Here is a 12,972-nt window from a genome sequence, read left to right on the forward strand (position 1 = left end):
GGTAATTGTCCCTATTTTCTACTAGAGGCAATTGTGAGGTGCATTATGCGAAAAGAACGTGCAAGGAGCAGAGGGGATCGCCAAGGGGAAAAGAAAGAAACGAATACACTAAAATCTATCTTAGGATGGACATTCGAAATCATTGTAGTTATTTTATTTGCATATATCCTGGTATTTTTCTTTGGACAAGTACGGACAAACATCGGTCAGTCTATGGATACGACCCTGTCCGGGGGAGACAAAGTCCTGATTAATACCCTAGCGTATAAACTGGGTGGGCCTTCCAGAAATGACATTATATCATTTAAGCCAAATGGCAGCAAGACCAGCCACGCTTATATCAAACGCGTAATCGGACTTCCTGGAGAAACTATCCAGATTAAAGAAGGCATGATTTATATTAATGACAAGGTATATCTGGAAGATGCGGACTATCCATCGATCAGCAATACCGGTCTGGCTGATCAGCCCATCGTTTTGGGTTCTTCTGAATATTTTGTTTTGGGAGATAACCGCAACAACAGCGAAGACAGCCGCTACGCAGATATTGGCAACGTCAATATTGACGATATCGAAGGCAAAGTCTGGCTTCGTGTCTCACCAGCCAGTGAGTTTGGTTTCGTGAAGTAGAAAGGGCAGAAATTTATGAATTATCAATGGTATCCGGGTCATATGACAAAAGCCAGACGTATGATGCAGGAAGATATAAAATTAATTGATCTGGTTATTGAGCTTGTAGATGCCCGGATTCCACTAAGCAGCAGGAATCCGGATATCGATGAACTTGGAAAAAACAAAGCCAGACTGATTCTTTTAAACAAAGCAGATCTGGCAAATGAGAAGCAAAATGAATTGTGGTCGGCATATTTTAAAGAGAAGGGTTTTTTTGTCGTCAAAGTCAATTCCAAAAACGGTACCGGTATCAAGGCTATTAATGGCGTTATACAGGAAGCTTGCCAGGAAAAGATAGAACGTGACCGCCGAAGAGGCATTAAAAACCGTCCGGTCAGAGCAATGGTGGTGGGGATTCCCAATGTAGGAAAGTCCACTTTTATTAATACCTTTGCAGGTAAAGCCTGTACCAAAACAGGTAATAAACCTGGTGTAACAAAGGGAAAACAATGGATCCGTTTAAATAAAAACGTAGAACTTCTGGACACTCCTGGAATTCTATGGCCAAAGTTTGAAGACCAGACAGTGGGCCTTCATCTGGCAATGGTCGGATCCATTAAAGATGAAATTTTAAATGTAGATGAATTAGGCATACAGTTGATTCACTTTTTGAAAGAGCACTATAAGGGAGTGCTTACAGAAAGATATGAATGTGATGAGTCCGGTACTGATGTAGAAGTATTGGAACAAATCGCGGTAAACAGAGGCTGCCGCTTAAAGGGAAATGATTTAGATTATGCAAAAGCAGCTTCCACAGTAGTTGAAGATTTCAGGAGTGGAAGATTGGGGAAAATCACTATTGAATTTCCGGAAAGAAAAGTTTAAGATTAAAGGGACAAGAGTATAAAGAAAGTGGTGACGGAATGTCAAAAGGGGAAAATAAAGAACCGGGCGGTGAAGAGCCGTCCAGGAGCGTAGTGCGTGAACTTTTAAGCATGTTGATGTACATAGTGATCGTTCTCGTGCTGGCATTTGTAGTAATACATTTTATAGGACAACGTACCCAGGTTAGCGGTCCTTCCATGATTCCGGCTCTGGAAGATAAAGATAATCTGATTGTTGATAAATTAAGTTACCGTTTTCAGGATCCAAATCGTTTTGATATTATCGTCTTCCCTTATTATTATGAAGAGGAAACGTATTATATCAAACGGATTATCGGACTTCCCGGAGAAACGGTACAGATTAACAACGGAACCATCTATATCAATGGCGAAGTACTGGAAGAAAGTTACGGAAAAGAAGTGATGCAGGACAGCGGAATCGCCGAAGATCCAATTGTTCTTGGCAATGATGAGTATTTCGTAATGGGGGACAACCGCAATCAAAGTAAAGACAGCAGGGATCCCCATGTAGGCAATATAAAGCGTTCCGATATTATCGGACGCGCATGGGTAAGAATCTGGCCTTTCAGCAAATTTGGTGTACTGAAACACCAATAAAATCATAATGTTTGGAATAAGCCGGAAATGAGCAGGTGTAAAAGTCTGCCATTGCCGGCTTCATTTAATATATACTAATAAGTAAAGGAAGCGGTGGACAGCATGAGTCAGAAAAATACTGAGGAAAACAAGGAGAGAAGCATGTTAAGGGAGCTTTTAAGTATGTTACTGTATATAGCCATTGTATTAGTAGTAACATTTTTAATTGTTCATTTTGTAGGACAGCGTACACAGGTGGACGGATCCTCTATGTATCCCACACTGGAAAACCGGGACAATCTGATAACCGATAAGATTACATACCGTTTCAAAGATCCGGAGAGATTCGATATCATTGTATTTCCTTATCAGCACGCAGACCATACCTACTATATCAAACGAATTATCGGACTTCCGGGAGACACCGTGCAGGTCATAGACGGAAAAGTTTACATCAATGGTGAAGATTTAAATGAACATTATGGCAGAGAGACTATCGATGATCCCGGAACGGCTGCAGAACCGATCACTCTTGGCGACGATGAGTATTTTGTAATGGGTGATAACCGCAATAACAGCTCTGACAGCCGTGATCCCAATGTAGGGCTTATCCACAGAAAGGATATTATCGGCAGGGCATGGCTTAGAATCTGGCCATTCAGTAAATTCGGATTCTTGAAGCATCAATAGAAAACAGAGGTATTTATGAATAAAAAAATATCAGAGATAAAAGAAGAATTTGAGCATGCCGGATCAAAGGAGCAGCTTTTGCAATTAATGGAAACCTATGCTCCTGATACAAGGACCGGTGTGATCAGTCTGATCAAACGCTATCAGAAAAAAATGGATGCTCTGGAAGCCGAAAAGCAGCGTCTTGAAAAAATGATGGAATATGAGAAAGAATATGAATACATCGGATATGCCTGCGGCATCGACGAAGCCGGAAGAGGACCTCTGGCAGGTCCCGTAGTTGCCGGTGCCGTTATCCTGCCGCAGGACTGCAGAATCATGTATCTCAACGACTCTAAGCAGCTGAGTGAAAAGCGGCGTGAGGAATTATTTGATGAGATTATGGAGAAAGCTCTTGCAGTTGGCGTGGGAATGGCAGGCCCTGCAAGGATTGATGAAATCAATATACTGCAGGCCACCTACGAAGCCATGAGAACCGCAGTATCAAAGCTGTCCATTGTTCCCCAGATTCTTCTTAACGATGCGGTTACCATTCCGGGCATTACGATACCACAGGTACCCATCATCAAAGGAGATGCCAAAAGCTTATCCATCGCTGCGGCAAGCGTAATCGCCAAAGTAACCAGGGACCGGCTCATGAAGGAATATGATGCTGTTATGCCGGAATATGGTTTTGCATCCCATAAAGGATATGGTTCAGCCACCCATATCGCAGCAATAAAACAGTATGGTCCATCTGCAATACATAGAGCTACCTTTATCAAAAATTTTATCTGACAGGAGATTTTGATTGAATAAACGTGTTATTGGTACCATAGAGGAAGACAAAGCCGCTGCCTATTTACAAGCGCAGGGCTTTGTTTTATTAGAACGCAATTACAGATGCAGGATAGGAGAGATAGATATCATCGCAGCCGATGGTTCCTATCTTGTTTTTGTAGAAGTAAAATATCGAAAAGACAGCGGGAGAGGTACATCTCTGGAAGCCGTCAATTACCGAAAACAGGCTGTAATCTGCAAGGTTGCCCGCCATTATCTTATGATACACCACAAGGCGGAAGATACACCCTGCCGTTTTGATGTAGTTGGCATCGACAACCATAAGATCACACTGATTAAAAATGCATTTCCTTTCCAGCTTACTTAAGTTCGTACTTCAGAACCAGAAGTCAGTAAATTCCATCTCAAAAAGGAGGATATCACATTATGAATATCAAAAGAACCGGAGGCCACGTGATTTGTACGGTTAAAAACGAAACTACTGTACCATTTCTTTCTTTTCCCATGCTGGAAGATACGGGTGTTACCGTACATGGCTTCTCTACCCGCCTTGGGGGAGTCAGCAGGGATCATCTCACAAGTATGAATCTCAGCTTCTCCAGAGGTGATAAGGAAGAGAACGTTCGTGAAAATTTCCGCCGTATAGGGGAATCCATCGGCTTTTCCTGTGAAAATCTGGTATTTTCCGATCAGACCCATACCACTAACGTAAGAGTCATCACAGAAGAGGACCGGGGAAAGGGATTTGTGAAGCAAAGAGATTACAGCGATATAGACGGTATGATTACCAATGTACCGGGGCTGGTTCTGTCCACTTTTTATGCCGATTGTGTTCCCCTTTTCTTCGTGGATCCGGTTAAAAAGGCAATCGGACTGTCTCATTCCGGCTGGAAAGGAACCGTAGGTAAAATCGGCAGGGTAACCGTTGAAAAAATGACGGCTGAATATGGTTCGGATCCAAAAGACATATTTGCAGCAATCGGTCCTTCCATTTGCCAGGACTGCTATGAAGTCAGCGAAGATGTTATCCTGCAATTCAGGGAAAATTATGATCCGGCCTTATGGGATTCCTTGTTCTATAAAAAAGCAAACGGCAAGTACCAGCTAAACCTCTGGAAAGCAAATGAATCTGTATTTCTGGAAGCCGGAATCATAAAAGAACACATCAGCATAACCGATATCTGCACCTGCTGTAACCCGGAAATCCTGTATTCACACCGTGCTTCTCAGGGAAAGAGGGGAAACCTTGCCGCTTTCCTGGCTCTTAAGACTGTACCCAAGCAGCTATAAAAAAGCCTTAAGCACAGCATACACTGCCCGAACCTATTGATTGTTACAAAAATGTAAGGTTAAAAACCAAAATGTAAGGTAAATCCATAGCAACAGCCGCCTTCTTCTTTTATAATAGACTTAAATGGAAAACACGTAAACTTTTACAGAAAGAAGGAGGGTTATAATGAAAAGTTTTCTTCTCACTGCGTTAAGTGCAACATTTGGATTTATCGGATTTTTATGGGTAGCATCAAAAGCTCTGCATATCCTGCTATACCTGATTGATCAAAAAATTGTACGATGACAACTGATACATATGAATTATTAAAACCAGACCTTATATTCATACAATGAAAAAATGAATATAGGATCATTATCTGTCATTATATTGACAAGATCGCTGTCATAATTATATAAACGCAAAAATAAAAATGGCCTTTCACAGCCATTTTTATTTTTATATCTTTATTTTCTTTTGTTGTACTTCTCCAGCAATTCATGAATCTTATCCGTAGGAGACTGTACACGGCTGATGGAAACATCATGATTCAGGGAATCAATGATACTTGCCAAAAACTTTGTCATATCAGCTTCTTCATAATACGGGCGATCCAGAAGTTCCGGCATGCGGTAATTCAGGTTCGTTGTAATTACTTTTTCAATATATCCCTTTTCATAATACTCATCAAATTCCTGCAGACCATCTGTGAAAAGGCCGAATGTTGTACATACGAATACTCTTTTCGCCTGACGTTCTTTCAATTGTTTTGCCACATCCAGCATACTTCCGCCGGAAGAAATCATATCGTCGATTACGATCACGTCTTTTCCTTTTACGGAATCTCCCAGGAATTCATGGGCAACGATCGGGTTCTTACCATTGATAATCGTAGAGTAGTCACGGCGTTTGTAGAACATACCCATATCCACACCCAGGATATTAGAGAAGTATACGGCTCTGCTCATAGCACCTTCATCCGGGCTGATAATCATTAAATGGTCATTGTCAATTTTTAAATCCGGTGTGGACTTAATCATTGCTTTTAAGAACTGGTAAGTTGGCATGAAGCTGTCAAATCCGCTTAATGGGACAGCGTTTTGTACTCTTGGATCATGGGCGTCAAAGGTGAGAATATTGGTAACTCCCATATTGATTAACTCCTGTAAAGCAAGAGCGCAGTCCAAGGATTCGCGATTGGAACGTTTATGCTGTCTTCCTTCGTATAAAAACGGCATTACAACATTGATTCGTCTTGCTTTTCCGGTAGCAGCAGAAATGATACGTTTTAAATCCTGAAAATGGTCATCCGGGGACATATGGTTTTCATACCCGCATACAGAATAGGTCAGGCTGTAATTACATACATCAACCATAATAAATAAGTCGGTTCCACGAATGGAAGATTTAATCATCCCTTTTGCTTCTCCGGTACCAAATCTCGGGCATTCGCAGTCAACCAGATACGTGTCCTGGCAGTATCCCTGGAAAGCGATGCTGTCCTTTTGATGGGTAGGGGAAGTGTGGCGGAATTCTACCAGATACTGATCAACGACTTTTGCAAAATCGCGGCAGCCTTCCAGCGGAATTATTTTCAGTGGTGCCACAGGCAGTGATTTACATAATGGTTCTAAATTTGGCATAAATTAACCTCCAAAAAATACGTATAATTGAAATTATTACATATACTTATATTAAATCTTTATAAATACCACTCTATTTATATCATTTTGAGTTGTCTCCGTCAAGATAATTGTCGTATAAAAGAAAAAACAAGAGATTTTTGTACAAAAATAAGAGAGATCTGTACCAATCTAAAAATCAGACGTTGCATTTTAGATTTGAATTTAGTATTATATAGGAAACAAAGGAGTAAAGATCAGATTATGAAAAAAACAAAACATATCATCGGCCGTGTTCTTGCCGGAAGCATTGCAGAGGAAATGGAAATCGAACCTGGCGATGTTCTGGTATCTATAAATGGTAAAATAATAGAAGACGTATTTGATTATCATTATCTCATCAACGAAGAATACCTGGAGTTACTGGTTGAAAAAAGCAATGGTGAAGAATGGGAACTGGAGATTGAAAAGGAATTCGAAGAAGATCTGGGCATTGAATTTGAAAATGGTTTGATGGACGAATACCGTTCCTGCCGCAATAAATGTATATTCTGCTTTATTGACCAGATGCCGAAAAACATGCGTGAAACCCTCTATTTTAAAGATGACGATTCCAGGCTGTCTTTCCTGCAGGGGAACTACGTTACACTCACAAATATGAGTGACCATGATATCGAACGGATTATCACCTACAAGCTGGCACCCATCAATATATCCTTTCATACAATGAACCCTGCCCTGCGCTGTCAGATGCTGAACAACCGTTTTGCCGGAGAAGCACTGAAGAAAGTGGACAGACTGTATGAAGCAGGGATAGAAATGAACGGTCAGATTGTTCTATGTAAAGATATCAACGACAAAAAAGAACTGGAATATACCATTGGGGAACTTACAAAATACATTCCTCATTTAAAAAGCGTATCTGTGGTTCCTGTGGGAATGACACAGTACCGGGATGATTTATTCTCCCTGAAACCTTTTACAAAAGAAGATGCAATAGAAGTACTGGACTGTATACACCGCTGGCAGAAGAAATTATTTGCCGAATTCGGTACGCACTTTATTCATGCCGGGGATGAATGGTATATACTTGCCGGAGAAGAAATGCCTGCGGAAGAGACCTATGATGGATACCTGCAGTTAGAAAATGGTGTGGGAATGACAAGGCTTCTGTTAAACGAAGTAGAAGAGGAGTGTCAGAAACTAATCGGTAACAACCGAAAACAAGAGCTTTCTATTGCTACCGGTGTCTTAGCTTATCCTTATATAAAAAGCTTAAGCGAAAAAGTCTGCCAAAAATATCCCGGCATTCAGGCCTACGTATATGAAATTAAAAATAATTTCTTTGGAGAGCGGATTACCGTTGCCGGGCTCTTAACGGGAAATGACATTATTTCACAGTTAAAAGGGAAAGATCTGGGGCAGCGCCTCCTGCTTTCTGACAATGTCTTACGAAGCGGGGAAGACGTCTTTTTAGACGATGTAACGGTATCTGAAATGGAAATTGCTTTACAAACGAAGGTAAGTATTGTAAAATCAAGCGGTCGGGCTTTTGTCGAAGCCCTGATACAAAAGGAAGAATAAAAGACACAAGAGGTGAAAATATATGAGTAAACCAATCGTTGCAATCGTAGGAAGGCCAAACGTTGGAAAGTCCACATTGTTCAATGCTCTGGCAGGAGAAAATATTTCTATAGTAAAAGATACGCCGGGTGTTACAAGAGACCGTATCTATGCTGATGTAGAATGGCTGAATATCAATTTTACATTAATAGATACCGGCGGTATTGAACCGGACAGCAAAGATATCATATTAGCGCAGATGAGAGAACAGGCTCAAATCGCTATTGACACTGCAGATGTTATTATATTTATAACAGATGTACGTCAGGGACTGGTAGATTCCGATGCCAAAGTAGCAGACATGCTTCGCCGTTCCCAGAAACCGGTTATTCTGGTCGTGAATAAAGTAGATAATTTTGACCGTTTAATGTCCGATGTATATGAATTCTATAATTTAGGAATTGGAGATCCCGTTCCCATATCAGCTATTTCAAAGCTTGGAATTGGCGATATGCTGGATGAAGTTACAAAGCACTTTCAATTAAATGATACCGAGGATGAAGAAGATGACAGACCGCGTGTAGCCGTAGTAGGCAAGCCAAATGTTGGAAAATCTTCTATTATAAATAAACTTCTGGGTGAAAACCGTGTGATCGTTTCCAATGTTGCAGGAACCACAAGAGATGCCATCGATACTGCAATTACGTTTAACGGACAGGAATATGTATTTATTGATACTGCAGGACTTCGAAGAAAGAGTAAAATCAAAGAAGAGCTGGAGAGATACAGTATTATTCGTACCGTTACCGCAGTAGACCGTGCAGATGTAGTGGTCGTAGTTATCGATGCAGTAGAAGGCGTAACGGAACAGGACGCTAAAATTGCCGGCATTGCCCATGAACGCGGTAAGGGAGTCATTATCGTAGTAAATAAATGGGATGCTATTGAAAAAGATGATAAAACAATCTATAAATATACAAACAAAGTAAAAGATACACTTTCCTATATGCCATATGCCGAAATTATGTTTGTTTCCGCAATGACAGGGCAGAGACTGAATAAGCTTTTCGAAAATATCGATATGGTAATTGAAAACCAGTCCATGCGTATCGCAACCGGTGTCTTAAATGAGATTATGACGGAAGCAGTTGCTCTGCAGCAGCCACCATCGGACAAAGGAAAACGTCTGAAATTGTATTATATTACCCAGGTAGCTGTGAAGCCGCCTACCTTCGTCATTTTTGTGAATGACAAAGAGCTGATGCATTTTTCCTACACCAGATATCTGGAAAACAAAATCCGGGATACTTTTGGATTCAGAGGAACATCGCTTAAATTTATTATTCGTGAACGTAAGGAAAAGGAGAAATAATTGGTTATGGAACGTATCATCTGCTTAGTTATCGGATATGTATTTGGTCTTTTTCAGACCAGCTATATTTACGGCAGGATGCATGGCATCGATATTCGTGAACATGGAAGCGGCAATGCCGGAAGTACAAATATGCTGCGGACTCTTGGAAAAAAAGCAGGACTGATTACTTTTGCAGGGGACTGCCTCAAATGTATCCTGGCGGTAGTAATCATCCGCCTGGTGTTTGGCAGGTCACATCAGGATATCCTGCCCCTGCTGGTATTCTACGGTGCGGCAGGCACGATTTTAGGGCATAATTATCCTTTTTATTTAGGCTTTAAAGGTGGAAAAGGGATTGCCGCAACTGCAGGACTTGTGTTATCATTTAACTGGATTATGGCAATCCTTGGCATTGTTACTTTTTTTACGACTTTCTTTACAACTCACTTTGTATCACTTGGTTCCCTTCTGGTCTATGTGGGAATCATGATCGAATTGATTGTACTCGGTCAGACCGGATTTTTTGAAATGACCCAGCCGCATTTGTATGAGCTGTATGCTATTGGTGCTTTTCTAGCGATTCTTGCATTCTGGAAGCATCGGGCAAACATCGGGCGTTTACTAAGCGGTACGGAAAACAAAACCTTTTTAAGTAAGAAATAAGTCATTACATAAAACACAATGGGGGTAATCATATGGTTAAGATAGGCGTTATTGGAGCCGGCAGCTGGGGTACGGCTCTGGCGGTATTGTTGCATAAAAACGGACATGAAGTTACGATCTGGTCTATTATAAAAGAAGAAGTGGATATGCTGCGTGAAAAAAGACAGCATGAATCCAAACTTCCGGGTGTGGTAATTCCAGAGGACATAACAATTACAAACGATTTGAAAGAGTCTATGACCGATAAGGATATTCTGGTTCTTGCCGTTCCTTCTCCTTTTACGAGAAGCACCTGTAAGATGATGAAAGAATTTTTAAAACCTGGTCAGATTGTTATGAATGTAGCAAAGGGAATCGAAGAGAATTCACTGTTTACCCTGACCGATATTATGGAAGAAGAGCTGCCTGGCGTTGATGCGGCTGTTTTATCCGGTCCAAGCCATGCAGAAGAAGTTGGAAGAGGCCTTCCAACCACCTGCGTTGTTGGTGCACATTCGAAAAAGACCGCAGAATATCTGCAGAACATTTTCATTAGTCCTGTATTTCGAGTTTATACAAGCCCGGATATGCTTGGTATAGAGTTGGGTGGGGCATTGAAAAATGTAATTGCACTGGCTGCAGGTACCGCGGACGGACTGGGCTATGGCGACAATACAAAAGCTGCTCTTATTACCAGAGGAATTGCAGAAATTTCCCGCCTTGGCATGAAAATGGGTGGAAAACCGGAAACTTTCTATGGTCTGACAGGAATTGGGGATCTGATCGTTACCTGTGCCAGCGTTCACAGCCGTAACCGGAAAGCAGGTTACCTGATTGGTAAAGGTTATACCATGCAGGAAGCCATGGATGAAGTTAAAATGGTAGTCGAAGGAGTCTATTCTGCAAAAGCCGCTATGGGGCTTGCGAAAAAGTACGATGTAGAACTGCCGATTATCGAACAGGTGAATAAAGTTTTATTTGAAGGAAAGAATGCTGCCGAAGCAGTAAATGAATTAATGCAGCGAGACAAAAAGCTGGAGCATTCTGATTTGCTTTGGTAAGGAGGATATGAATCATGAATTATTATACTGTAGGCATTGAAGGTATGCCAAGACTTCTGTTGGAGATCGAAGATCCACTGGGTAATTTTCGAAAGAAATTATATCCGGCAGCATTTAAAAATTACTTTGAAAAAAATATGGTTACTTTCCAGGCTATCGAAAACGGTTACCAGGATGTAGTAGACAAAGATCAGTTTCTGTCAAATATGGCTAATGCCCTTGTAGAAACTGCAGATGAAAAGATTCAGGCTCAGGGTAAAAAGAATAATCAGGAAAAATTATTAATGGATTATAATTTGTATATGGCTGTTTACGTACTACCTGCCATATTGGAATTCCATGGTGAATCCTCCAAACCTTTAACTGAAAAATTACTGGCTGGGTGGAAAGAGCATTTTCCGAAGACCAATATACAGGCAGCAACTTATGAGCATATTGAACATGGATTTCACCGGAAATTCTGTTATATTACTACTGCCGTCTGTGAAACTTTCGGAAAGCCGGATGATTGTTATGAATTAACCATTCTACGTAATTACCGTGACGGTTATCTGATGGATCAACCGGAAGGAGAAGAAATCATCAAAGAATATTATGATGTAGCTCCAACCATTGTGAAACACATTAATAAAAATCCGGAAAAGTCGTCTATTTACCAGGGTGTCTGGGATAAATACCTTCATCCCTGCATTCAGATGATTGAAGACAATAAAAATGAAGAGTGCAAGGAACTTTATATACAAATGGTCAGGGACTTGCAGACAGAATATTTTTATAACAGATAACTGTTATGAACAGAACAGAAGCCAAAAGGGTTTTGTTCTGTTTTTTTATGCATCAGATTCTGCTTAAGTGGGAATGCTACGATTAGCATATTTGAATAAAAAACAGGAGGAATTATAAAATGGCTAATGGAAACAATGATGATAAATCCGGCAAAGATGAAAAGAAAGAGCAGCAGCAGGAAGAAATCAAGGAAATGGGACAAATAACCCTGGATCATAAGATTCACCTTTTGACTGTAATCGGAGAAATTGAAGGTCACGAATGCCTTCCTTCAAACAGCAAAACTACGAAATACGAACATGTCCTTCCCCAATTGGCAGCAATTGAAGACAGCAATGATATTGAAGGCGTTCTGGTTCTGTTAAATACCGTAGGCGGGGATGTGGAAGCAGGACTGGCAATTTCTGAAATGCTTGCTTCCTTAAGCAAACCCACCGTATCTCTGGTTCTGGGCGGAAGCCACTCCATAGGCGTTCCTATCGCCGTATCCACCGATTATTCCTTCATAGTAGAGACAGGAACCATGGTTATCCATCCTGTACGAATGAGCGGTACCGTAATCGGAGCACCTCAGACATACGATTACTTTAAACAGATGCAGGACCGTATCCTTGGATTTATAGCCTCACACTGTGATGCTAACAGGGACCGCCTGGAAGAACTCATGTTAGACACCGGAATGCTGACCAAGGATCTGGGAACCATTCTTGTGGGTAAGCAGGCAGTGGATGAGGGCATCATTAATGAAGTTGGCGGGATTAAGGATGCACTGAAGAAAGTTTATGAGTTGATTAAAGCGAAATAGGGTTGATAAAAGGACGCTTTGTAGATGGGGGTGGTGCAGGTCAAGAGAAGGGGGCAGTGAGCTGCGAAATGCATCAGGATTTCGGAGCGAATGCCCGCGTGCCGCCAAAAAGCGCTCCGGGAAGGTTAGAAAATGCCAGTTCTGCGGTAAGCCTTCCAAACGCCTGCCATGGTCCGCCCCCTTCTCTTTTCGAACACTACATCTAATACAAAGCGTCTATTATCAGCAACCCACTCCCTAAATTTTCTTCATTGTAAATTCTCTCAATATATGCTATAATTAAGCGCTATAATAAAAATGTTTACA

14 protein-coding genes are annotated in these 12,972 nt (G+C 41.2%); 13 read left to right on the forward strand and 1 reads right to left on the reverse strand.

The annotated features are described in order from the left end of the window. The first annotated feature begins 45 nt into the window (after window positions 1-45). The 7 genes from lepB (QR40_RS16350) (at window position 46) to pgeF (ending at window position 4,853) form a co-directional block, all read left to right on the forward strand. Window positions 46-630, forward strand: a complete 585-nt coding sequence (gene lepB / locus QR40_RS16350; protein ID WP_044289375.1) for a signal peptidase I — start codon at window positions 46-48, stop codon at window positions 628-630. A gap of 15 nt (window positions 631-645) precedes the next feature. Continuing rightward, complete coding sequence (gene ylqF, locus QR40_RS16355) at window positions 646-1,497, forward strand: ribosome biogenesis GTPase YlqF (protein WP_044295993.1); 852 nt, start codon at window positions 646-648, stop codon at window positions 1,495-1,497. Window positions 1,498-1,535: 38 nt separating this feature from the next. Continuing rightward, entirely contained in the window at window positions 1,536-2,114 is a 579-nt protein-coding gene (gene lepB / locus QR40_RS16360; protein WP_027294130.1) for a signal peptidase I, read from the forward strand. Between the two features lie 102 nt (window positions 2,115-2,216). Continuing rightward, complete coding sequence (gene lepB, locus QR40_RS16365) at window positions 2,217-2,783, forward strand: signal peptidase I (RefSeq protein ID WP_027294129.1); 567 nt, start codon at window positions 2,217-2,219, stop codon at window positions 2,781-2,783. A 15-nt stretch (window positions 2,784-2,798) separates the two neighbouring features. Beyond that, window positions 2,799-3,560: a ribonuclease HII gene (locus QR40_RS16370; protein WP_044295995.1), complete on the forward strand. Its 762-nt coding sequence runs from the start codon at window positions 2,799-2,801 to the stop codon at window positions 3,558-3,560. A gap of 13 nt (window positions 3,561-3,573) precedes the next feature. Then, window positions 3,574-3,930 carry a YraN family protein gene (locus tag QR40_RS16375; RefSeq protein WP_044295997.1) on the forward strand — a complete coding sequence of 119 codons (357 nt, stop codon included), beginning with the start codon at window positions 3,574-3,576 and terminating at the stop codon, window positions 3,928-3,930. Between the two features lie 59 nt (window positions 3,931-3,989). Next, window positions 3,990-4,853, forward strand: a complete 864-nt coding sequence (gene pgeF / locus QR40_RS16380) for a peptidoglycan editing factor PgeF (protein ID WP_044295998.1) — start codon at window positions 3,990-3,992, stop codon at window positions 4,851-4,853. Between the two features lie 447 nt (window positions 4,854-5,300). Here the strand turns inward: pgeF and QR40_RS16385 are convergent, their stop codons facing one another. Continuing rightward, window positions 5,301-6,476 carry a ribose-phosphate pyrophosphokinase gene (locus QR40_RS16385; protein ID WP_027294125.1) on the reverse strand — a complete coding sequence of 392 codons (1,176 nt, stop codon included), beginning with the start codon at window positions 6,474-6,476 and terminating at the stop codon, window positions 5,301-5,303. 243 nt (window positions 6,477-6,719) lie between these two features. Here QR40_RS16385 and QR40_RS16390 point away from each other — a divergent pair, with 243 nt between their 5' ends. The 6 genes from QR40_RS16390 to QR40_RS16415 all read left to right on the forward strand — a co-directional run bounded on the left by QR40_RS16390 (window position 6,720) and on the right by QR40_RS16415 (window position 12,666). Continuing rightward, window positions 6,720-8,039 carry a radical SAM protein gene (locus QR40_RS16390; protein ID WP_044295999.1) on the forward strand — a complete coding sequence of 440 codons (1,320 nt, stop codon included), beginning with the start codon at window positions 6,720-6,722 and terminating at the stop codon, window positions 8,037-8,039. 22 nt (window positions 8,040-8,061) lie between these two features. Next, complete coding sequence (gene der / locus QR40_RS16395) at window positions 8,062-9,390, forward strand: ribosome biogenesis GTPase Der (protein ID WP_044296000.1); 1,329 nt, start codon at window positions 8,062-8,064, stop codon at window positions 9,388-9,390. 6 nt (window positions 9,391-9,396) lie between these two features. After that, window positions 9,397-10,035, forward strand: coding sequence for a glycerol-3-phosphate 1-O-acyltransferase PlsY (gene plsY, locus QR40_RS16400; protein WP_044296072.1), 639 nt, complete (start codon window positions 9,397-9,399; stop codon window positions 10,033-10,035). Window positions 10,036-10,067: 32 nt separating this feature from the next. Then, window positions 10,068-11,075, forward strand: coding sequence for an NAD(P)H-dependent glycerol-3-phosphate dehydrogenase (locus tag QR40_RS16405; RefSeq protein ID WP_044296001.1), 1,008 nt, complete (start codon window positions 10,068-10,070; stop codon window positions 11,073-11,075). A 14-nt stretch (window positions 11,076-11,089) separates the two neighbouring features. After that, the gene (locus QR40_RS16410; RefSeq protein ID WP_052377796.1) at window positions 11,090-11,860 is read left to right on the forward strand and encodes a CFI-box-CTERM domain-containing protein; all 771 of its coding nucleotides are present in this window, start codon (window positions 11,090-11,092) and stop codon (window positions 11,858-11,860) included. Window positions 11,861-11,979: 119 nt separating this feature from the next. Next, on the forward strand, window positions 11,980-12,666 hold the full coding sequence (locus QR40_RS16415; protein WP_027294120.1) for a ClpP family protease: 687 nt from the start codon (window positions 11,980-11,982) through the stop codon (window positions 12,664-12,666). The last annotated feature ends 306 nt before the right edge of the window (window positions 12,667-12,972 follow it).

Source organism: Robinsoniella peoriensis (assembly GCF_000797495.1).
In the GTDB taxonomy this organism is placed as follows: Bacteria; Bacillota; Clostridia; order Lachnospirales; family Lachnospiraceae; genus Robinsoniella; species Robinsoniella peoriensis.